Annotated in this window: 22 protein-coding genes; 1 reads left to right on the top strand and 21 read right to left on the bottom strand. The window is 39.3% G+C overall.

Annotated elements, in window-relative coordinates:
- Positions 1–2: 2 nt before the first annotated feature.
- From folE to xerC, 6 genes are all read right to left on the bottom strand, one after another.
- The gene (folE, locus tag FGL72_RS03205) at positions 3–578 is read right to left on the bottom strand and encodes a GTP cyclohydrolase I (RefSeq protein WP_146992628.1); all 576 of its coding nucleotides are present in this window, start codon (positions 576–578) and stop codon (positions 3–5) included.
- Positions 565–1,065, bottom strand: coding sequence for a 2-amino-4-hydroxy-6-hydroxymethyldihydropteridine diphosphokinase (folK, locus tag FGL72_RS03200; protein ID WP_146992626.1), 501 nt, complete (start codon positions 1,063–1,065; stop codon positions 565–567). Before folK ends, folE begins: the two co-directional genes overlap by 14 nt.
- On the bottom strand, positions 1,062–1,448 hold the full coding sequence (gene folB, locus FGL72_RS03195) for a dihydroneopterin aldolase (RefSeq protein ID WP_004905257.1): 387 nt from the start codon (positions 1,446–1,448) through the stop codon (positions 1,062–1,064). Before folB ends, folK begins: the two co-directional genes overlap by 4 nt.
- An 88-nt stretch (positions 1,449–1,536) precedes the next feature.
- A complete protein-coding gene (pnuC, locus tag FGL72_RS03190) occupies positions 1,537–2,256 on the bottom strand; it encodes a nicotinamide riboside transporter PnuC (RefSeq protein WP_085699198.1) in 720 nt (239 codons plus the stop codon).
- 185 nt (positions 2,257–2,441) lie between these two features.
- The gene (locus tag FGL72_RS03185) at positions 2,442–3,320 is read right to left on the bottom strand and encodes an aldose 1-epimerase family protein (RefSeq protein WP_085699200.1); all 879 of its coding nucleotides are present in this window, start codon (positions 3,318–3,320) and stop codon (positions 2,442–2,444) included.
- Positions 3,321–3,380: 60 nt separating this feature from the next.
- The gene (xerC, locus tag FGL72_RS03180; protein ID WP_004908772.1) at positions 3,381–4,286 is read right to left on the bottom strand and encodes a tyrosine recombinase XerC; all 906 of its coding nucleotides are present in this window, start codon (positions 4,284–4,286) and stop codon (positions 3,381–3,383) included.
- Between the two features lie 152 nt (positions 4,287–4,438).
- Between xerC and FGL72_RS03175 the strand changes: the two genes are divergently transcribed.
- Complete coding sequence (locus FGL72_RS03175; RefSeq protein WP_004900655.1) at positions 4,439–4,882, top strand: hypothetical protein; 444 nt, start codon at positions 4,439–4,441, stop codon at positions 4,880–4,882.
- Positions 4,883–4,915: 33 nt separating this feature from the next.
- Here FGL72_RS03175 and FGL72_RS03170 read toward each other — a convergent pair whose 3' ends face one another.
- The 15 genes from FGL72_RS03170 to pyrH all read right to left on the bottom strand — a co-directional run bounded on the left by FGL72_RS03170 (position 4,916) and on the right by pyrH (position 21,642).
- A complete protein-coding gene (locus tag FGL72_RS03170; protein ID WP_012305260.1) occupies positions 4,916–6,259 on the bottom strand; it encodes a PFL family protein in 1,344 nt (447 codons plus the stop codon).
- Between the two features lie 90 nt (positions 6,260–6,349).
- The gene (locus FGL72_RS03165) at positions 6,350–6,622 is read right to left on the bottom strand and encodes an ACT domain-containing protein (RefSeq protein WP_004900661.1); all 273 of its coding nucleotides are present in this window, start codon (positions 6,620–6,622) and stop codon (positions 6,350–6,352) included.
- Positions 6,623–6,698: 76 nt separating this feature from the next.
- Complete coding sequence (locus FGL72_RS03160; RefSeq protein WP_085699202.1) at positions 6,699–7,859, bottom strand: hydroxymethylglutaryl-CoA synthase; 1,161 nt, start codon at positions 7,857–7,859, stop codon at positions 6,699–6,701.
- 75 nt (positions 7,860–7,934) lie between these two features.
- Positions 7,935–9,557, bottom strand: coding sequence for an ABC-F family ATP-binding cassette domain-containing protein (locus tag FGL72_RS03155; RefSeq protein WP_004909385.1), 1,623 nt, complete (start codon positions 9,555–9,557; stop codon positions 7,935–7,937).
- 148 nt (positions 9,558–9,705) lie between these two features.
- The gene (locus tag FGL72_RS03150; protein ID WP_004900671.1) at positions 9,706–10,146 is read right to left on the bottom strand and encodes a hypothetical protein; all 441 of its coding nucleotides are present in this window, start codon (positions 10,144–10,146) and stop codon (positions 9,706–9,708) included.
- Between the two features lie 76 nt (positions 10,147–10,222).
- Positions 10,223–10,960, bottom strand: coding sequence for an RsmE family RNA methyltransferase (locus FGL72_RS03145; RefSeq protein ID WP_004909382.1), 738 nt, complete (start codon positions 10,958–10,960; stop codon positions 10,223–10,225).
- Positions 10,960–11,838, bottom strand: coding sequence for a 50S ribosomal protein L11 methyltransferase (gene prmA / locus FGL72_RS03140; protein WP_004906104.1), 879 nt, complete (start codon positions 11,836–11,838; stop codon positions 10,960–10,962). Before prmA ends, FGL72_RS03145 begins: the two co-directional genes overlap by 1 nt.
- Positions 11,835–12,908 (bottom strand): zinc-binding alcohol dehydrogenase family protein, encoded by a 1,074-nt coding sequence (locus tag FGL72_RS03135; protein ID WP_004900679.1) that lies wholly within the window; start codon positions 12,906–12,908, stop codon positions 11,835–11,837. The genes prmA and FGL72_RS03135 overlap by 4 nt, the downstream gene beginning before the upstream one ends.
- Before the next feature lie 88 nt (positions 12,909–12,996).
- Positions 12,997–14,850: a translation elongation factor 4 gene (gene lepA / locus FGL72_RS03130; RefSeq protein WP_004906110.1), complete on the bottom strand. Its 1,854-nt coding sequence runs from the start codon at positions 14,848–14,850 to the stop codon at positions 12,997–12,999.
- A gap of 101 nt (positions 14,851–14,951) precedes the next feature.
- On the bottom strand, positions 14,952–15,839 hold the full coding sequence (locus FGL72_RS03125; protein WP_146992624.1) for a DMT family transporter: 888 nt from the start codon (positions 15,837–15,839) through the stop codon (positions 14,952–14,954).
- 75 nt (positions 15,840–15,914) lie between these two features.
- Positions 15,915–16,964: a Gfo/Idh/MocA family oxidoreductase gene (locus tag FGL72_RS03120; RefSeq protein WP_085699204.1), complete on the bottom strand. Its 1,050-nt coding sequence runs from the start codon at positions 16,962–16,964 to the stop codon at positions 15,915–15,917.
- Between the two features lie 43 nt (positions 16,965–17,007).
- Complete coding sequence (gene glyS / locus FGL72_RS03115) at positions 17,008–19,068, bottom strand: glycine--tRNA ligase subunit beta (protein WP_085699206.1); 2,061 nt, start codon at positions 19,066–19,068, stop codon at positions 17,008–17,010.
- Between the two features lie 3 nt (positions 19,069–19,071).
- Positions 19,072–20,016, bottom strand: coding sequence for a glycine--tRNA ligase subunit alpha (gene glyQ, locus FGL72_RS03110; protein WP_004900696.1), 945 nt, complete (start codon positions 20,014–20,016; stop codon positions 19,072–19,074).
- Between the two features lie 355 nt (positions 20,017–20,371).
- Positions 20,372–20,917 (bottom strand): ribosome recycling factor, encoded by a 546-nt coding sequence (frr, locus tag FGL72_RS03105; protein WP_004906119.1) that lies wholly within the window; start codon positions 20,915–20,917, stop codon positions 20,372–20,374.
- Entirely contained in the window at positions 20,917–21,642 is a 726-nt protein-coding gene (gene pyrH / locus FGL72_RS03100) for a UMP kinase (RefSeq protein ID WP_004900704.1), read from the bottom strand. Before pyrH ends, frr begins: the two co-directional genes overlap by 1 nt.
- Positions 21,643–21,723: the final 81 nt, after the last annotated feature.

Here is a 21,723-nt window from a genome sequence, read left to right as displayed (position 1 = left end):
GATTAATGCCCACGCACTCGACGAGAAAAGCTATCTTTCAAAAAGGTATCTGTTTGAAGTAAGCCACGATGAATTGTCGTGTTTGTTTGCGTCCCTGGTCGATTAATACCACGCATTTCCATACACATGTGTCGCGCAGTCACATTTACCGCTAAACCCTTAGGGTGGACAATACGCTGCATTTGATCTGCAATCAAAGCCGTTAAATTTTCTTGCACACTTGGACGTCGACTAGCCCAATCAACCAAGCGAGGTATCTTACTCAGTCCGATAACCTCACCATCTGGGACATACGCAACATCAATTGTACCAAAAAAAGGTAATAGATGATGTTCACACATCGCATAGAACGGTATATCTTCAACAATTACCATGTCTGCATCATCTGTTGTGTCAAACAGCTTATAATCCTTAAATGTTGTTTCACCGGTATGCTCATAAATCTCAGCATGTGCTTTGATAACACGTTCTGGTGTTTCCAGCAAACCCGTACGCTCTGGATCATCGCCAACTGCTGTTAATAAATATTTGACGCCCTGCACGAGGGTTTCAGTTTGTTCTTGATTAAATGTTTTCATTTTCTACCTTCGCACCAGTCACAACACGCACCCAATTTGTGTCTGTTGTGCTAGCTAATAAACGTTCAACTTCTTGCCGTCGATTATTTGTGACCACATCTAATAGTGGCTCTAAAACAAAACGACGGTTTGCCATTTCACGGTGCGGTATGGTTAATATGTCATTTGACCATACTTCATTACCAAATACTAAAATATCGAGATCAATTGTGCGTGGTCCCCAGTGCACATGACGCACCCGCTTCAGACTTTGTTCAATATCATGTAACATATCTAATAAAAGCAAAGCTGATTGCGCTGTTTGGATGCGTAAAGCGACATTATAAAAATCATCTTGTGGTACACCACCGACGGGCTGTGTTTCATAAACTTGTGATACAGCACAAATTGTCGTCCCTGCCGTCTGACTTAACAAATCAACTGCCGTCTGTATATTGCTTAGACGATTACCGATATTTGAACCAAGACTTAAATAGGCTTCTGTCATTGATCACACCACTTAGCTAAGTCAGCAGGTGTGCCACTGACGCTTATAATAAATGGATCATAAATGCCAGCTAACGGAATATAATCTTTGCTGATTGCGACATCGATGCCTTCTACCTGGTGCCACTGCTTTAATAATGCCATTAAAATCGCATTTGCCAAACTTTCCATTAAATTAAAAGACTGCTGAGTTGTAACATCTTTGACAAGCTCATAAATATCAACATAAGAAATCGTTGTGTTCAAATCATCATCTCTCACTGCTGTTTCTATCGGATAGTGAATGACGACATCCACTGAAATCTGCTGGCCAAGCTTTTTTTCTTCATCAAATACACCGTTATACGTATAAAACCGCATATTTGGTAGTTTAATCATCCCCATTGTTCGCCTCCGTAACAAGTACTTTGTTTATTTTACCACGCAATACCATTATCGCCAATAATGATTTTATGCAATAAAAAAACTATCTCTAGATAGTTTTTTTAACAAATCGGCGCTTTGCTCGCCAAATAGGATATGCCACAGCGCTATTCACAATATAGTATAAATACTTGCCAACATTAGCAAAGTTACCTTGCGTTACAGCTTTTGCCAGTTGAACAAAATTATAGACAATCCAAAATAGCCATTGATCTTCAATTTTGAATACGTTTAATAGGTTTGGAATTAACGATAAACTAAACACTGCACTGGCTAACCAAAACAATGGGCCGGTATTTTGAAAAGCTAAATAGTTTAACGTGACACTTAATAGTATGGCCATTAAGATAATCAACGGCAACCATTTCTTAAAATCTTTTGCACGATTAACCTGATTATCACCATAATAATGCCAGCCACGAACTGCTGCAGCATTGATAATAAAGGATACTGGGTAAGTTAGTATGGCACCATTGTTACCAAGCAAAAAATCTATTATGCCTGAAAGCACTGTATTAAAAGTTCCCAATATATTTCCAAACTTATTTAACCGCGCGGTCAAACGAGTTGATAAAATTGAAAAACTAGATGATATGACGGATATCATACCAAAAGGTATATATCTGGCCCAGGCATGTAGCCTAAACAATGGTACCTGTTGTAAATTTGAAAACAAGTAACCCGAGAAATAAGCTGCAATAAGCACAGTGACAACACCAAGTGCATCAAATAACCAAGATTGGTTGAGTCTTTTTAATATATGAAACATGATTTTCTCCGTTTGTTTTTGAACACCGAAACGGCAACGTGTTCAGTTAAAATATCCAATAATTGTCTTGTTAAAAAAGTCATTTGGTATAACTTGCCAGTCGTAAGTTATGCCAAATGACTTTTTTGTACTGCCATCATTTAAACGGTCATACGTTTTAATATTTTGGGCGTTCGAAGCATTATTTAGAAAAAATGCAAACTATAAGTGCCATTAAAGCTATCCCCGGCAGCTAAAACATTCACACCAAACTTTTCTTTAAAATTACCCGTTGAATCAACTGTGTCAGCAATTCCCCACCATGGTTCTAGGGCGATAAAAGGCGCTTCTTTCCCAGCTGGTGTCCAAATGCCAAGGAATTGCGCATTGTCAACCGTCATTCGTAAACCATGCTGATTGGCTAAACGTGCTAACAAAAAGGATGTTTTTTGACGATCCAACTTTAGTATAATCGCATCATCATGATAATCTTCTTGACGCAGACGCAACGGAATATTAGCATTAAATGGTGTTGGTGTATTAGGATTAGAATAGGGTCCAGTCAAACGAATACGATCATAAATTTTTTCCGGCTCAATTGAAACATAATAGTCCGAAAACTTACCACCATCCATTGGTAAATTAAATGCTGGATGACCTCCAACACTAAAGAACAATGATTCTTCAGTATCTGTATTCGTCACAATGTAAGCTATTTTGAGTTCATTATCACTTGTTAGCTCATAACTAATATCTAGTTGGAACTTAAAGGGATACACGCGATGCGTTGAGTCGGTATCATGTATGCGGAATATTGCGTGATTATCACTTTGATCTATCACGTCAAAGGTTGTGTTCCGAGCAAAACCATGTTGATTCATAAAATAAGTTTCGCCAGCTACCTTGAACTGATCGCCTCTTAAACGACCAACGATTGGGAATAAATTGGAGGCGTGACGACCCCAATACTTCGGATCCCCGACCCAAATATACTCAAGCTCGGCTTGCTTATGCCAAACACTAGTTAATTCAGCACCATCTTCGTTAATTTTAACTTTTAAATCATTGTTTTCTAGTATAATCATAATATCTTTATTCTACCAAATTTTTTTCCAAAAGTGTGATTATTGTTAAGCGTTTACTGCCTACTTTTTTGCCCGAGGAAAAAAACTTTGATAATTTTTTTGTAAGCTTTCTCGAGTAACGTGTGTGTACATCTGCGTTGTGGATAGATTAACATGTCCCAAAAGTTCTTGTACTGTTCTCATATCAGCACCATTATTCAGTAAGTGGGTTGCAAAAGTATGTCGCAACATATGTGGATGAATCTTTCCCGTAAGTGTTGAGCGATTCATAAGGGTATTCAAAATATAGGTAATGCCTGCTGCTGTAATTGGCTGGCCTCGATGATTAACAAAAACAACTGTGTTTTCTGGACAGTTTGCGACCAATTCTGGTCGCAACTGAGCAATGTATTGTTGCATGGCTTTTTGCGCGTAATGACCAAAAGGCACATATCGATCCTTATTGCCTTTACCGTGTATTAGAATGAGTCTTTGCTGAAAGTCTATTTGCGACAATGTTAATGTTGCGATTTCAGCGACACGTGCCCCCGTGGCATAAAGACATTCTAGTAAAGCTGCATTACGTTGCCATAATGGGTCTTTTTGGTCATAGGCTATTTCGAATAGCACTTGCATCTCAGTTTCATAGAAGAATTCTGGCAAATGATTTTGGTGTTTACGCAGAGCAACATTTTCAAAAGGGTTATCCGTAGCAAAATGATTAGCAATCAAAAATTGATAAAACATACGTAAACTACTAATTTTCCGAGCGATTGATGTTCTAGCCAAATGACGTTCATACAAATCATTTAAATAAACACGAACATCTAAAGTCTGGACAGTTTTAAATGTTTGAAAACCACCATTACGTTCTAAAAAAGCGACAAATTCATCAATGTCAGATAAATATGCTTTTAAAGTTAACGCTGAATATTGTCTTTCTGATTGTAAATAATCACGATATAATTTTTCTTCCGTAGTTACCATAATTATCATTATACGCGCCTATTGCTAAATTAAATAATTAAGAAGCTGTTAATTTGTTTATAATCAGTCAAACATTGTCACAAGCCAACATTTTTCAGATAATATTGTATTAGAGATATTTTTATCATTTTATCGATTAAAGGAGCAGCACTATGAAAATTCCTGTACAATCACCCTTACAACACGTTGCAAATCATTTGCAACACGCACAACATATTATTCACCAAACGCTCATTAACTTTGGTAAAAATGTCATTACTAATCGCGATATTAAAAACAAAGCTGCTACTTTAAAAGTTTCACAAGCAAGGGAAATTGCTGTTGTACCCTATGAATCTTCTCCAAGAGTTGTTGATGCCGATAGTTTTGCCTATGCGTTGTCATCAGCAATTACCGAAAGTCAAGATCAACATGATAGCAAGAAATCTCTGCTCACATCAATGAAGCTATTCTTTTATCACCCTATCCGTGTTTTAGCAGCAACAATTATCATTATCCTTGCAGCATATATCGGTTTTATGGCACATCAAATCAACTCAAATACACAGCAGCACATTGATGCCCCAGTGCATTCTTCTAAGACAATCAATCACTAAAAAAAGCAATCTTAAGTTATAAGATTGCTTTTTTTAGTTTTTAAATGAATGAATTGGTGCTGGAATATGACCACCACGATTGATAAAGTCGGCACTTGACTTTGGTACAACAGGCATCACAGGGGCTGTACCCAATAACCCACCGTAATCAACCATATCACCTACTTTAGTGCCATTTGTTGGTAAAATACGCACAGCTGTGGTTTTATTATTTTGTACGCCAATAGCCGCTTCATCAGCGATCATTGCCGAGATAGTTGTTGCCTCAGTATCACCTGGTACTGCAATCATATCTAGACCTACTGAGCAAACTGAAGTCATAGCTTCTAATTTTGCTAATGACAAAATACCAGCCTCAACAGCATCAATCATACCTGCGTCTTCTGAAACAGGTATGAAAGCACCCGATAAACCGCCCACACGTTGCGATGCCATGACACCGCCCTTTTTAACGGCGTCATTAAGCAACATCAAAGCAGCCGTTGTGCCATGAGTGCCGACCATTTCAAGGCCAATTTCCTCTAGCACTTCAGCCACAGAATCACCTCGTGCAGGTGTGGGTGCGAGACTTAAATCAACGATCCCAAACTCAACGCCTAAACGTTCAGCGGCTAACGCCCCAACCATTTGACCCACACGTGTAATCTTGAATGCAGTCTTTTTAACTGTTTCAGCAACAATTTGGATTGGTTCACCTTTCACTTTTTCAAGGGCCCGCTTAACAACACCTGGTCCTGAAACACCCACGTTAATGACAACATCTGCTTCAGTAACACCGTGAAAAGCACCAGCCATGAAAGGATTATCTTCGACTGCATTAGCAAAGACAACTAACTTTGCATTGGCCGTGTCTGATTTATCTGTGATTGCTTTGATGGTTTCACCCATTAACTTAACTGCGTCTAAGTTAATACCAGCTTTTGAAGAGCCGATATTCACGCTAGACATGACAAGATCTGTTTCTGTTAATGCTCGTGGCATTGACTTAATTAAAGCTAAGTCACCATTAGCAAAACCTTTTTGTACTAATGCTGAGTAACCACCAATAAAATCAACACCCACAGCCTTAGCTGCATCATCTAAAGCATGGGCATAATATAGCATGTCATCTGGTGTAGCTTTGCCCGCAATTAACGCAATAGGGGTTACACTAATTCGCTTATTTGTAATGGGAATACCGAATTCACGTTCGATTTGTTGCGCCACAGCAACAAGATTTTTCGCATAGGTTGTAATCTTATGATAGATATTTTTAGCAGTTTCTTGTGGTGTGCCTGCCACTGTATCTAACAATGAGATACCCATCGTTACCGTACGAATATCTAAGTGTTCTTCCGAGACCATATTAATGGTTTCAGTAATTTGAGAGGTTTCCATCATATCTCCTTATTTTCATGCACGAGAATATGACAGTATAATATCACCTACTATACTGTCATTTAACCACATTATAATTACAGTCGTTACTTACACACGGCTCATTGCATTAAAAATTTCTTCACGCTGCATATGTATTTCAACGTTTAACTGCTTACCCAAGCCGTTTAAATCATCTTGTAATTTGTTGTATTCTTCATCGAGCTTTTCTAAGTTGATTAACATACTCATCGTAAAAATATCAGACATAATCGTCTGTGAAACGTCTAAAATGTTAATATGGTGCTCAGCCAAAGTGTTTGAAACACCGGCAATAATGCCTGGCTTATCTTTTCCAATTACTGTTACTACTGCTTTTGCCACGTTATTTCCTCTTTAAAAGTTATTTTAATATTATACAATAAATTATTTTTACACGCTATATTTTTTCTAATTGCGATTACTGATAGATACGCTGTCCATCTCGCCAACCCCAAAATTGTACTGTTTTACGTGCGCTATTCGCTGCTGTTTGTGATTCACCATACGAGTGATGCAGTTGTGCGTTAAACATTGTTTCATACTCCGCAACTGTCACTTCATGGCGCTGTGCCAGCATTGCTTTGGTTTCATCAGCTGGTACATACTGATGAAAATCTTTTTGTAGGGTGACCGAGTATAATTCAGCTTCGGCACCAGAACCGTAGCTAAATATCGCTAGTTGCTCGCCAGGTAATAAATCAGAACTATTACTAATTAAGGATAATAGACTCAAATAAACAGATCCTGTATAAAGGTTGCCAACCTCTCGACTAAATAATTGACTTGCCTCTAAATTGGCCAGTAAACGTTGCCTTTGTCCATCGTGAGCCTCGTCTATAATTTGATCTAAGGCTTTCTTGCCCATTTTAGTATATGGTAAATGAAAAGCAAATCCAGCAAAATCATTCAGCGTTTTGTTCGTATTTTGCTTGTAGCGCTGCCAAAGCGTGAGAAACATTTCTTTATATATGTCAGTTGACAAGTGGCCATCGACAATCGCCTCTGTTCGATCTAGTGGTCGCCAAAAATCTGCAACATCTTGAGACATATATACGGAATCATCGTTAAAAGCCAATAATTTTGGATCTTGTGACACAATCATAGCTATGGCACCACCACCCTGGGTGACTTCTCCAGGTGTCGCAATGCCATAGCGCGCTATATCGGATGCTATAACCAACACACGTTTGTCAGGATGTGCTTTAACATAATCGTTTGCTTGCATCAAACCATAAGTGCCAGCATAGCAAGCTTGTTTCAGTTCAATTGTTCGTGAAAACGATGATAGGCCCAACAAACGTTGAGCATAAATGGCAGCTGATTTTGAATTATCAATCCCTGATTCAGTGGCAAATATAACCATATCGATTTGTTCACGGTCTGCTACGGTTAAAATTTTTCTTGCCGCATTGACCCCCATTGTCACAACATCTTCAAAGTTAGGTATAACCGCTTGCTTATTTTGGCCAATACCGATTGTATACTTTTCAGGTTCATCACCGCGCGCAAGCGCTAATGTCGTTAGGTCTAAAGCAAACTCTGTTGTATAACTTGCCATTTTGTCGATACCAATTATCATAACGCGTAAACTCCTTTGACATCTATTATAACATGCAAAAAAGCGCCATTAGACGCTTTAAATGAGATACTAAAATTAGTATAATGCCTTAACTTTTTCTTGAATGCTCTCTGTCGTGATAAATTCGTCATAGGTTGTATCGACACGGTCAACAAGACCTTTGCTTGACACTTCAATAACATGATTAGCAGTTGTTGCTAAAAACTCATGATCGTGAGATGTCATGATGATACCACCCTTGAAATTAACAACAGCATCGTTGAGTGATTGAATTGATTCCAAGTCCAAATGATTAGTAGGGTCATCCATCAGCAAAACATTGGCCTTTAAGAGCATCATTTTAGCTAATGTAATGCGAACTTTTTCACCACCAGACAAAACTTTAATTTCTTTCAAAGAGTCATCGCCACGGAATAACATTTGACCAAGCATACCCCGTAAGCTTGTATTATCCTTTTGTTCTTCTTCAGCAAAATCACGTAACCAATCTAAAATTGTTTTATCTTGGTCGTCAAAGTTATCATTTAAGTCTTTTGCGATATAAGATTGTGACGTTGTGACACCCCATGTTACAGTGCCCGTATCTGGTGCCATCGTGCCAGCAATAATCTGCATTAAGGTTGTGGTTGCTAAATCAGAACGTGACAAAATAGCAATCTTATCCCCCGGACGCCCAATAAATGAAATATTATCTAACACTTTTTCGCCATCAATTGTTTTAGAGACATTTTCGACTCTGACCATATCGTTCCCCATTTCGCGACCAATTGGGAAATTGATGAATGGATATTTACGAGAAGATGGCTTAATATCATCCAAGGTGATTTTATCTAATTGCTTTTTACGCGCAGTTGCTTGCTTTGATTTTGATGCATTAGCAGAAAATCGTGCTACGAATTCCTGCAGTTGCTTAATTTGTTCTTCTTTTTTGGCATTTTGCTGTGAAGCTAATCGTTGTGCTAGCTCAGAAGACTCACGCCAAAAATCATAATTACCAACAAAGGGTGTAATTTTGCCAAAGTCAACATCCAAAATATTCGTCGACACAGCATTAAGGAAGTGACGATCATGCGAGACAACGATAACAAGATTTGGAAAATCTGCTAAAAAGTCTTCTAACCAATTGATTGTTTGCACATCAAGTCCGTTCGTTGGTTCATCTAAGACTAAGATATCGGGATTACCAAACAATGCTTGGGCTAACAGAACTTTAACTTTATCATTTTCTGTTAACTCACCCATTAACGTATATTGCATGTCATCTGGGATACCTAACTTACTTAATAGCTGACCTGCCTCGACCTCTGCATTCCAGCCGTCGAGCTCTTCAAATTCAGCACCCAAGTCAGCCACGCGCACACCATCTTCATCATTGAAATCTGGCTTCGCATAGATAGCATCCATTTCAGTTTTAACTTCGTATAGTCTTTTATGCCCTTGAATAACAGTATCTAATACCGTAAATTCATCAAAAGCGAAATGGTCTTGTTGCAACGAAGACATACGCTCACCATCACCAATAGAAATAACGCCTTCTGTTGGCTGTAATTCGCCTTGCAACAACTTCAAAAAAGTTGATTTTCCAGCACCGTTGGCACCAATAATACCGTACGTGTTGCCGGGGGTTAACTTTAAATTAACATCTTGATAAAGCTTTGGGCCTGAAAAGCTAAAGCTCATGTCTGATACTGTGATCAATTAAATTTCCTCCACATAGTGTGCAATTGTTCAACAAATAAGCTAAACATATTGCAATATCAGTAAAAATACCTATTTTAACTATAACAGAAAAAGCACGAAAGGTCGTGCTTTTCAAAAGAATTTCTCCTAATAAAATAACCGCAAACTACGATTTGAAACCACCATCAACTGGTACAGAGATTTTTTCATCATCGTCATCCGAATGCAAACCATAGAAACCGTTCTCAACTGGAATTAAGTTTTCGTCTGGGTCATCTCGTGTATCACCAAAAAACGTAAATAAACTTAACACAAAATAGAATAGTGCCAAATAAAAACCATAAGATGTTGATACCAACCCAAGTAACCACGTTGTTATCAATGCAAAAAATAGTGGCATAATAACTAATACACCCGGAAAAAGACCACGTTTACGTGTGACATAACCAAAGTAAAGCATATAGAGGCCATTTACGATAATATATAACCAAATAATCTGATTCAAAGTTGACCAATTTAACAGCTGGCCAAACCATGGTAATACAAGAGCCGTGATGAGAATTGCTATGCCATGAATACCATAATTTTTATTAAAAAATCTTTTCATTATGAATAACCTTTCAGCCCATGTCGCTTGTTATAATCACTGCTGAACTAGGCATCGTTTGTTTTAGTATATAAAATTAGATCAACTCCCGCAAGACACTGATTGCAGAGAGTGCATAAAGTGGTGCTGTTTCAGCTCTTAATATTCGCGGCCCTAATCCAGCAGATATAAAGTGAGATGTGGTCAATTCAGTCACTTCTGATGTCGTTAAGCCACCTTCAGGGCCAAACAATAAGACGATTTTAGCGCCGTGCGGTGCCTCCCTAATTGTTTGAACAAGGTTAGCACTTTCCCCTGCTCTTGCTGATTCTTCCCAAGCGACAAGCCCTAAATTTTTGGGTTGCGCTATCATTGCCTGCCAATCTATGAATTGAACCGTTGGCACCATTAAACGGTGGGCCTGCTCAGCGGCAGCTTGCGCAATTTTTTGAAAACGTAACTGTTTTTTATCTTGCTGTTTGTGCCAATCAGTTACAGTGCGTGCCATATTCGTAAAAATAATGTGGTGCACACCCAGCTCTGTCGCTTTTTGAACAAACCAGTCAGAACGATCATTTTTCAAAGGTGAAACGACAACACTTATTTCTAAAGGTAACTCGGCTTCAGCTGAAATCGTGTTTATAACCTTTAAATGCATTGATTCCGGTGTTATTGTCACTACCTCAGCAATAACAACACGTCGATTGTTATCAACAAATTCAGCCTGTGTCCCTACACGCGCGCGTAATACTTTACCAAAGTGTTTAAAGATACTTTGGTTTGATGCTAAATTAATTTCATCAGTTATTGTTTCATTTAAAAAGTAGCGTTGCATTAATTTTTTTCCTTCAATTGCGCAATATACCCATGCCATTCACCCATTTGAGACTTTTGAACAATGGTATAGTCATTTGCGCGCAAAACATCTTCAATATGTAGCGCGATATTATCATAAATCCCAGACACCAAGAATAAGCCACCTGGCTTTAATAAAGTAGTGGTTTGGGGAATTAATCTTTCAATAACATCAGCCAAAATATTTGCCACAATCAAGTCAACAGGAGAAATAACAACATCAGCTAACAAATCGCTTGCCACAACCGTCACATCTTGTGCAACTGGATTTAACCGCAAATTTTCTTTTGCCACATTGACAGACATCTCATCGATGTCTGTTGCCAGCACATGCGCTACACCCAATTGTTTGGCTGCAACAGCTAAAACCCCAGATCCGGTACCAACATCGATCATAGATTCACCACCACGAACAACATTTTCTAAAGCTTGTAGCATTAACCGAGTTGTTTCGTGTGTGCCAGTACCAAATGCTAACTTAGGATCCATGATAATAGGTAATTCATCTATCTGGTTGGGATGATATGTTTCCCAAGAAGGTACGACAGTAAAGTGCCGCGTGACACGCTCCGCATGATAATAGGCTTTCCAATTATCTTCCCAATCTTTTTGTTGAATACCATTGACAGTTATCGTCGCTGGGGCAACAGACATGCCAATATCACTTAAATGCTTTAGTGCCTTCTGAATTGCAGTGATTGTTTCACCTAATTGCTCATCATCTGGGTAGTAGGCCGTCACGCTAATAGCGTCATGATCATTAATTTGAACACCCTGAGCACCAACTTGCAACAAGATATCCGCCACTGTTTCTATTGCTTCATTTTTCGTTGCAACGCTCACTGCTTGCCAATTCATAGTTGTTCCTCATATTCAATGACAACTTTACCAATACTGTGTCCTTCTTCAACCATTGTTGTAGCTCTTTTAAGGTTATTTACTGATAAGCCTAACAAAGTTGTTGTCATTGTCGATTTAATAATTTGTTGCTCTAATAAGCTTGCAATGTTGTTCAATGCTTCTCCCTGCGATGCCATATTAACACCATAGTTAGCCTTGGCAAACATAAAGACCCAACTAAATTGCGCCCCAATATTTTTGAGCGGCCCCATATCAATAGGTGCAGTCGTTTCCACAATTGATGCAATTCGGCCAAAAGGTTTGATCACTTTTGTAACCAGAGGCCAATAGGTATTGGTATCTTGTAAAATAGCAATATCATCTACTTGCTCATACTGTATACCGCATAATTGTGCATATAAATCCTGGTGATAATCCAAAATATAGTCAGCCCCCATCGATTTAACCCAAGCAATCGACGCTGGCTTAGACGCAGTTGTAATTACTGTCATTCCCATATATTTAGCGAGTTGAATTAGTACGGAGCCAACACCACCGGCCCCATTAATAATCAGAATACTTTTACCCGCTGCACTGTTCTTTTTTACTTCATAACCTAATGCTTCGTGTAAGATTTCGCTTGCAGTAATACTTGTCAGAGGCATCGCTGCAATTTCAGCATCTGTTAGGCCCGTTGGCGCGTGCCCGACTAGTTGTTCGTGAACAACTTGGTATTCGGCATTTGCGCCAGACTTGTTTTGCGCGCCAGCATAGTAGACCTTATCGCCAACTGAAAATAAACCGACTTCTGTACCCACAGCTGCCACTGTGCCCACAGCATCAAACCCCAATATTCTAAATGTCCCATCTAACTGATAGCCAGCCCGCATTTTAGTGTCAACTGGATTAACAGCGCTCGCTGACAGTTTTACTAAAACTTCCTTTGCCGCTGGTTTGGGCCTAGCCACCATCTTTTCAATAAAAACATTTGGTGCATCAAGTGGCAACGCCTGCTCAAAGCCTATTGCTTTCATTTTAGGGCTGCTGTTGAAAGGCCAAAGATTTTTTAACTTTTCTAAAAATGACATACGGAGCTCCTTTATTAATTCATCAACTATTACATATATAGCCTACGCGAAAAATACATCAAAAATAGGGGCAATGAGGCACTGACAATCAATTGCCACGGGCGTATTGGGTGTCATCTTCCGTTTTCAGTACTGCCATAAAGGCTTCTTGCGGTACATCAACTGTTCCTACTGATTTCATACGCGCTTTTCCGCGTTTTTGCTTGTCCAATAACTTGGCGCGTCGGTCAGGATCACCTGTATGGATTTTTGCTGTGACATCTTTACGATAGGCTTTGATATTAGTACGTGCCAAAATTTTAGCCCCAATAGCTGCCTGTACTGGAATTTCAAAGTTTTGACGCGGAATAATTTCTTTGAGCTTAGATGTAATAATCCGACCACGTTCAGCTGCAAAATCACGATGAACAATAAAACTCAAAGCATCTACTTTTTCAGAATTAAGTAGTATGTCAATTTTAAGTAAATCCGATTGACGATAACCAGATATCTCATAATCTAACGAGGCGTAACCACGTGTGCTGGACTTGAGTTTATCAAAGAAATTAAAAATAATTTCTGATAGCGGTATTTTATACTTAACATTGACACGTGTTTCGTCAAGATACTCCATGGTATCAAACTCACCTCTTTTACGCTGTGCCAACTCCATCACAGCACCCACATAATCATTAGGCACCATGATTTGTGCGTCAACGTAAGGTTCTTCAATGTACTTAATTTGAGACGCTTCAGGCATTTCAGAGGGATTCTCAATTTCAAGCATTTCACCATCATTAGTGGTCACATGATAAGTGACTGACGGCGCAGTCGTTACCAAATCCAAACCAAATTCACGCTCTAATCGCTCTTGAATAACATCCATATGTAATAATCCAAGGAAGCCAACACGATAACCAAATCCCAAAGCTTGAGATGTCTCAGGCTCAAATGATAAGGCAGCATCATTTAATTGCAGTTTTTCTAAAGCATCACGCAAATCTGTATACTTCGCATTGTCCGAAGGATATAAACCGGAATAAACCATCGGCGTCATTGGTTTGTAACCTGCCAATGGTTCGCTAGCTGGATTATTGACAGATGTAATAGTATCACCTGAATGGGTCGTATGGATATCTTTAATCGCGGCTGTCAAGTAACCGACATCGCCAGCCATTAAATAATCACGCTTTTGAGCTGTTGGTGACATGACACCAACCTCGTTCACTTCATATTCAGCACCGGTATTCATCATGCGCACCTTGTCTCCGGGCTTAACAATACCTTCACGTACACGCATGTTAACCACAACACCACGATACGGGTCATAAGCTGAGTCAAAAATTAGAGCTCGCAGTGGCGCTGTTAGGTCACCAGTAGGTGCAGGCAAATCAGTCACAATCTTTTCAAGTAATTCAGGAATACCAACCCCTTTTTTAGCCGAAGCCAACACTGCTTCAGACGCATCAATCCCAATCACGTCCTCAATTTCTGCGCGTACCTTTTCTGGATCGGCAGCTGGTAAATCAATCTTATTGATAACAGGTAGTATTTCCAAATTGTTATCTAACGCTAAATAAACATTCGCTAGTGTCTGTGCTTCAACACCCTGTGCGGCATCAACGACCAAAATAGCACCTTCAGCGGCAGCCAAAGAGCGTGAGACCTCATAAGAAAAATCAACGTGACCTGGTGTATCAATAAGATGAAAAATATAGGTCTCGCCATCTTTAGCATCGTAGTGAACCTCGACTGCGTTCAATTTAATTGTAATCCCTCGCTCGCGTTCAAGATCCATTGTATCGAGTAATTGGTTTTGCATGTCTCGTTCTGCAACTGTATGAGTTTGCTCAAGAATACGGTCAGCAATCGTTGATTTACCATGATCTATATGTGCCACAATTGAAAAATTGCGAATGTGTTTTTGGCGTATTTTAAGTTGTTCTAAGTCAAATTCTGTCATCTTTTTTTAACGCTACTTTGCGCTTTTCCTTAATTATTCTGTCTTACTTATTTTATCATGAATGGCCATAAAAAAGGTTGATGGCGCGAGCTTTTTGTCATTTAACGTGTTCGTCTCATGGCTTGTATGAATACTGTTCCCATAATTAATACAGCTCCGAGTGCGTCAATTATGCCAAATGCGATATGAAAAACAACAACACTGAGTATTGTACCCATCAATGGTTCTAAAGCCCCTAACGTACTTGCAGTTGTTGGCTTAATCCAGGCTAAACTTTGAATAAATACAACATATGCGATTGCTGTCCCAATGACAATCGAAAAAAATAGCAAAGCTACGGTATCTAATGTCCAATGAGGTGTTTGTCGCCAAATTGGATGACTGATATTAATGCCTAAACCACTAATTAACATTGCCCAAGCACTGATGGTAACAGCATCAAATTTTTGAATTAATTGCTTTGGTAAGAGTGTATAAAACACTGCGCCAACACCTGCCAAAAGACCCCAAATTAGTGCTGATTTTGACATAGCTAGTTGATCTATATGACCATGTGTGGCAATTAGTACTGTCCCAACAATGGCCATTATAATGGCCAAAATATCTTGTCGTGCTGGCCATTGCCAAGTCTTAAAGGCAATAACGATGGCAATCATAATCGGATTGGTAAATTGTAACACAGTGGCAGTCGCTGCATTACCAGATTTGATAGCCATAATGTAAGTGTATTGAACAAACAGCATCCCTAAAAAGGCAAAAACAACTAAACGTGCTGCATCAGAACCATTAGCAAATGGTTTAAAAATAGCACGCCCCTCTCGAGCATAAGCAACAACTAATAATACGACACCAGCCAACAACAATCTAAAACTAGTAAACCATTGTGCATCAACACCACGGGCAAATAGCAAATCTACTGCAACGCTGTTAACACCCCAGAGCAAGGGACCCATCATAGCAAAAAATAGGCCTTTCGTTTTGTTTGTCATGTATCCTCCGTTTATCTTCGTCTTTTGTTATTTAAAAATAAGCCTAGCAGATGCTAAACTTATTTTGCATGGTTATTAAAAAGTTACTAACTGTGGACTTTGACCAAAATGACCTGCCGACAAGATTTTCATAACTGTTAACATTTGTTCATCACTAACTAGCTTAGGTGCGCCGTTAACCAGTGTGTCATATACCGAATCATATACACGGCCATAATCACCTGTGATACTTGGCAAATATTTTTCAATCCGATCCCCGCTTTGATTATAATAAACTAGTTGCCCATAGTTTTGTGGTGCATCTAGCCCAAAATTATCACTTCCCGGTAATTTGCCCGTTTTTAAATCATTTTCTTGTTCATCAACTGTATATTTGACAAAGGTGCCTTTTGTCCCTCTTATTTGCCATTTAGGATAAGCCTTTGTTGCTAATTCTGTTGCGCCTATATTGGCCTTAAATGCCTTCTCGTAAAAAAGATTAAGGGCAATATGATCTTCTACCATACTTTCTAACAGTCGTGTGGCTCGTAAGTCATAAGCGACCGATTTTGGTTGACCAAATAAGCTAACAACTTGATCAACAAGATGTACACCGTGATCATATAATGTCCCGTCGATAGCTGTGCCTTTGGCTTTACCATCATTTGGGCGATAGTGATCCATATGTACTTCTAAATCAACTAGCCGCCCCAAGTAACCATTATTAATGACGTCTTGCACTGTCAAAAAGTCACTGTCAAAACGCCGACTTTGATAAGGCATTAGAAATAACTGATTTTTTTGAGCAAGCGCCACCAAGTTTTCAGCTTCTTCTAAATTAGCTGCCATGGGCTTATCGACTAAAACATTTTTGCCAGCTGTCAATAATTGTTTTGTAACCGCGTAATGGCTCGATGATGGTGTGACAATCACGACCAAATCAATCGATGAATCTGTTAAAATATCTGAGATGTTTGTCGAAAAAAGTGTCCCCGTTGCTTCAAGTTCTGCTTGTGCCTCAGGGCGCTTCCCTAAAGTCGGAGTAACCACACGGGCCACTTTAAACTTATCCTGACGTATTTTTAAATAGGGTAAGTGATAACGATTAGTACTTTTACCAAAACCAACATAAGCAATATTTAACATCTCAACCTCCACTTTAATGCCCTAATCTCTGTCAATAGATAGATTACTTAATAACAATATCTTCTAAATTCCCTAAACCAGCAATTAACTGATTAATGATATTTAATTGTGCATATCGATTATTTTTGATTTGTTCATTATCAACATTCACCATCGTCGCATCAAAATATGCTGAAATTGGCATTTGCAACGCTGCTAACGCTTGATAAAGGGCCTCTGCGCCGTTTGCTTCAAGTGCCACTAATTGCAATTCACTCGTGGCAGCATACAATGCCTTTTCCGTTTCGTTTTCAAATAACTGTGGATTAACATTTAATGATACAGGTGTTTTTTCTGCTAAGCGTGCGACACGAGTCAAGGCTGATATCACCTCACGGAAATTATTATCATGTGCATGATTTGCCAAAACTTGAATACGATCTGTCAGATAAACAATATCTGCTGTCGCAAAATTGTCTGTCCCTGCGCTCACAATGTCTTGACGAATATCATCATCTAAAGCCAGCTTGCGAACACGATCAACCACAAAACTGAGCACCGCCATCAAATCGGCTGAAGCAGTAACAGCCCCTGTTGCCGCCATGAACTCAGCTAATACTGGTTGCAGCGCGATATGCCAATGCTTAGTAGTTAATGTGCGAACAACACCTGTTGCCGCACGTCGCAAACCATAGGGGTCATTGGATCCCGAAGGAATAAGATTAGCCGCGAAGAATGTCACAATAGCATCTAATTTATCAGCGATAGCAAGCACTGCACCGACATCACTTTTAGCAATGTTACCATTGGCTGATGTTGGCATGTAGTGTTCTCTAATAGCAGTAGCGACATGCTCATTTTCACCAAATAGACGTGCGTAATGTTCGCCCATTACACCTTGCAATTCATCGAATTCACCGACCATTCCAGTCATCAAATCAAATTTATATATTTCTGCTGCCCGCGCTAAATCAGTCTTTTTATCGTCATCGAAATCTAAAGCATCAGCTAATTTTTCCGCCAACAAACCAACACGTTGCATATGTTCGTAAACTGTTCCAATTTTTTCATGAAAAACAAGTGTCTTAACTTTTGCCATATAATCAGCAATCTTTTTTTGTTGGTCTTCACGATAAAAGAACTCTGCGTCCTCTAGGCGAGCAACAAGAACTTTTTCATTTCCAGCAATAACATTGTCTAAGTGCGCCGTATCACCATTTCTAACTGAAAGAAAATGAGGTAACAATTTCCCTGTCGCATCTCTGACGTAGAAAAAGCGCTGATGCTCACGCATAGATGTAATCAACACTTCATCAGGCACTTCAAGATACTTTTGATCAAAACTACCAGAGAAAGCTGTCGGCCATTCGACAATATTATTTACTTCTTCCAATAAATCTTGTGCAGGTGCATTATCTAATGACAATACCCAGTGATTTCGATTTGCTATTGTTTCAAGTTGACTTTTTATTTGAGCTTTACGATTCTCCGCATCGGCAAGCACGTAAGCAGACTGCAATGTCTCTTCGTAAGCTTGAGCATCACTAATCGTTACATGTTCTGTCGACAAGAATCGATGTCCTCTTGTGACACGACCAGTGGCAATGTCAAGAACATTAAAATTGATAACCTGTTCATCTAATAAAGCTACTAACCAACGAATCGGACGTACATACAAAAATGAATGATTTGCCCATTTCATATACGTTGTAAATTTCATTTGCGAAACAACTTCTTCACCAATCTGAGACAAAATTTGATTGGCTGGTACACCAGTAGTATGTTTTGTCAACCAAACATAGCCATCACGCACTTCAAACGCTTCTGGGGTCGCACCTTGTCCTCGCGCAAAACCTTGCGCTGCTTTCGACCACTCACCATTTTCGTCTTTAGCACGTTCAACTGACGGTCCGCGTTTTTCTTCTGAAAGTGCTTCAGATTCTTCGGCCACATCACATAGTTGCAATGCCAGACGACGTGGTGTCGAAAATGGTTTAATATCACCAACAGTCAGTCGATGAGCTGCCAGAAACTCTTTTGTTCTAGCAACGAGTTGTGATTCAGAACTCGTCACAAGGTGTGCAGGTACTTCTTCTAAACCAATTTCTAATAAAAACGTTGACATAAATTAATTCTCCTCTGTTAGTGTATACTTGCCGTGCTCACCTAAATAGATTTCACGTAAATCATTATCTTTAAGTAGTGGGAATCCTAATTTGGCGCGCTCATCAATAAACACCTTAGACACACGACGTGCCATGGTCCGAATGCGATGCAAATAACCAGCTCGTTCAGTAACAGAAACACTGCCGCTAGCATCTAACAAATTAAATGTATGCGATGATTTTAAAATATAATCATAGGCTGGATGAACAAGCCCAAGATCAAGTAAGCGAGTAGCTTCTTTTTCAAAATCATCAAAATGTCTTAATAACATTGTTTGATCGGAAGCCTCAAAAGCATATTTTGAATGTTCATATTCAGGTTCTTTAAAAATATCACCATATAAAACACCATTTCCCCAATCCAAATCATATACAGTTGGCACATCTTGAATATAAGAAGCTAGTCTTTCCAAACCATATGTTACTTCAGCAGTAACCGAGTCAACTTCGATACCACCAACTTGTTGAAAATAGGTAAACTGCGTCACTTCCATACCGTCAAGCCATACTTCCCAACCAATGCCTGCCGCACCCATTGAAGGATTTTCCCAATTATCTTCAACAAAGCGTATGTCATGTTCAAGCGGCTTAATACCTAATGCCTCTAAAGAACCCAAGTATAATTCTTGTATATTATCAGGGCTAGGCTTCATAACAACCTGAAACTGATGGTGTTGAAAAAGTCGATTGGGATTATCCCCATAACGACCGTCAGCTGGTCGACGTGAAGGCTGAACATAAGCTGCATGCCATGGTTCTGGCCCATTAGCGCGCAAAAATGTATAGGGGGATTGTGTTCCCGCACCGACTTCATTATCATAAGCTTGCATCAAATTTGCACCCTGGTTAGCCCAATATTGCTGTAGCGTTAAAATAATATCTTGTAATGATAGCTTTTGACTCGTCATACTATTCTTCCTATTGCTTTCTATTGACTGTTTGACATTGTAACAGTAGATGTTTTTTAGCAACAAAAAACGCCTGAACTGTACCAATGCCAAAATACTGACATCAGGACGCTCACGCGCGGTTCCACCTGATTTCCTGCGTATACGCAGACACTCGAATCGTTCGCGCACTCCATCATCGCCACATGATTTCTTAGTTTGCAAACTTCATTAATTATATTATGCACTGCCACTAGAAAAACGTCAAGCGCTTGTCTACTATCTATTGTCACATTTCAACATTAAAGAAGACTTTGCCAGGATATTTCCATTTTGGTTTGCATAGTAGTAAAAAAAGCCTACATGGCTTTTTTACTTAAATAGTTAACAGTTCTTTTTCTTTTTCTGATGCGATATCATCAATTGCTTTAATATTATTATCTGTTAACTTTTGAATATCATTTTCCGCCTTACGGACATCATCTTCAGGCATTTCTTTATCTTTTTTGACTGAATCCATTGCATCGCGACGGACATTACGAACAGAGACCTTTGCTTTTTCTGCTTCAGCCTTAACTTGCTTTGCAAGGTCTTTACGACCCTCTTCCGTCATTTGTGGAATCATCAGACGCACAATATTGCCGTCAGAAGAAGGATTTAAGCCTAAATCAGACATATTAATTGCACGAATAATTTCTTCTAGAGCCGTCTTATCAAAGGGTGTGATTAATAACACACGTGCTTCAGGCACTGAAATTGATGCTACTTGATTCAAGGGTGTCATCGCACCATAATATTCAACTTCAATTCGGTCTAAAATATGTGGATTCGCACGTCCTGTACGAATACTTGTTAATTCACGCTGCAGAGCATCTTGCGCGCCTTGCATACGTGACTTTGCATCTGTTAAATCAAAAGCCATTATTTTTCTCCTGTAACTGTTGTCCCAATATTTTCGCCTAGTACGGCTCGCTTCAAATTTCCTGGTGTGTTTAAGTTGAAGACAACCAATGGCATATTATTATCCATTGATAATGAACTCGCAGTCGCATCCATTACTTTTAAGCCTTTTTTCAAAATATCTAAGTGTGTTAATTCTTCAAACTTCACGGCATTCTTGTTCTTATTTGGATCCGAATCATAGATGCCATCAACGCCATTTTTACCCATCAAAATAGCATCTGCATTGATTTCATTGGCACGCAAAGCAGCTGTCGTGTCTGTTGAGAAGTAGGGTGATCCTGTTCCTGCAGCAAAAATAACAATACGACCCTTTTCCAAGTGACGAATCGCACGGCCACGAATATAAGGCTCAGCAATTTGTTGCATTGTAATCGCTGTTTGAACACGTGTGTCAACACCAGCACGTTCTAAGGCATCTTGCAAAACTAAAGCGTTCATTGTTGTCCCAAGCATACCTGTATAATCAGCACGTGAACGTTCCATGCCAACTTTTGCAGCTGGTTCACCACGCCATAAATTACCACCACCGACGACAATTGCAATTTGTGTCCCTAATTCGTGTACTTCTTTCAAATCTTGCGCAATTTCAGAAACTGTATCCAAATCAATACCCTGACCCTTATCACCAGCCAAAGCCTCGCCTGAAAGTTTCATCAAAACACGTTTGTATTTAATATCCGTCATGATTCACCTCATTTTCCATCTCATCAATTATACCAAAATATTCCGCAAAAAAAGTGCGTCATCATAAAATAACGCACTTTT

This window comes from Leuconostoc citreum (assembly GCF_007954785.1).
Lineage (GTDB): Bacteria > Bacillota > Bacilli > Lactobacillales > Lactobacillaceae > Leuconostoc > Leuconostoc citreum.
This window is presented reverse-complemented; position numbering and strand designations above follow the sequence as displayed.

Coding starts and splice junctions, on each gene's coding strand:
- folE (WP_146992628.1), bottom strand. CDS start 578: ATGAAAACATTTAATCAAGAACAAACTGAAACCCTCGTGCAGGGCGTC.
- folK (WP_146992626.1), bottom strand. CDS start 1,065: ATGACAGAAGCCTATTTAAGTCTTGGTTCAAATATCGGTAATCGTCTA.
- folB (WP_004905257.1), bottom strand. CDS start 1,448: ATGGGGATGATTAAACTACCAAATATGCGGTTTTATACGTATAACGGT.
- pnuC (WP_085699198.1), bottom strand. CDS start 2,256: ATGTTTCATATATTAAAAAGACTCAACCAATCTTGGTTATTTGATGCA.
- FGL72_RS03185 (WP_085699200.1), bottom strand. CDS start 3,320: ATGATTATACTAGAAAACAATGATTTAAAAGTTAAAATTAACGAAGAT.
- xerC (WP_004908772.1), bottom strand. CDS start 4,286: ATGGTAACTACGGAAGAAAAATTATATCGTGATTATTTACAATCAGAA.
- FGL72_RS03175 (WP_004900655.1), top strand. CDS start 4,439: ATGAAAATTCCTGTACAATCACCCTTACAACACGTTGCAAATCATTTG.
- FGL72_RS03170 (WP_012305260.1), bottom strand. CDS start 6,259: ATGGAAACCTCTCAAATTACTGAAACCATTAATATGGTCTCGGAAGAA.
- FGL72_RS03160 (WP_085699202.1), bottom strand. CDS start 7,859: ATGATAATTGGTATCGACAAAATGGCAAGTTATACAACAGAGTTTGCT.
- FGL72_RS03150 (WP_004900671.1), bottom strand. CDS start 10,146: ATGAAAAGATTTTTTAATAAAAATTATGGTATTCATGGCATAGCAATT.
- FGL72_RS03145 (WP_004909382.1), bottom strand. CDS start 10,960: ATGCAACGCTACTTTTTAAATGAAACAATAACTGATGAAATTAATTTA.
- prmA (WP_004906104.1), bottom strand. CDS start 11,838: ATGAATTGGCAAGCAGTGAGCGTTGCAACGAAAAATGAAGCAATAGAA.
- FGL72_RS03135 (WP_004900679.1), bottom strand. CDS start 12,908: ATGTCATTTTTAGAAAAGTTAAAAAATCTTTGGCCTTTCAACAGCAGC.
- lepA (WP_004906110.1), bottom strand. CDS start 14,850: ATGACAGAATTTGACTTAGAACAACTTAAAATACGCCAAAAACACATT.
- FGL72_RS03125 (WP_146992624.1), bottom strand. CDS start 15,839: ATGACAAACAAAACGAAAGGCCTATTTTTTGCTATGATGGGTCCCTTG.
- FGL72_RS03120 (WP_085699204.1), bottom strand. CDS start 16,964: ATGTTAAATATTGCTTATGTTGGTTTTGGTAAAAGTACTAATCGTTAT.
- glyS (WP_085699206.1), bottom strand. CDS start 19,068: ATGTCAACGTTTTTATTAGAAATTGGTTTAGAAGAAGTACCTGCACAC.
- glyQ (WP_004900696.1), bottom strand. CDS start 20,016: ATGACGAGTCAAAAGCTATCATTACAAGATATTATTTTAACGCTACAG.
- frr (WP_004906119.1), bottom strand. CDS start 20,917: ATGGCTTTTGATTTAACAGATGCAAAGTCACGTATGCAAGGCGCGCAA.
- pyrH (WP_004900704.1), bottom strand. CDS start 21,642: ATGACGGATATTAAATACAAACGTGTTTTGATGAAACTTTCAGGCGAG.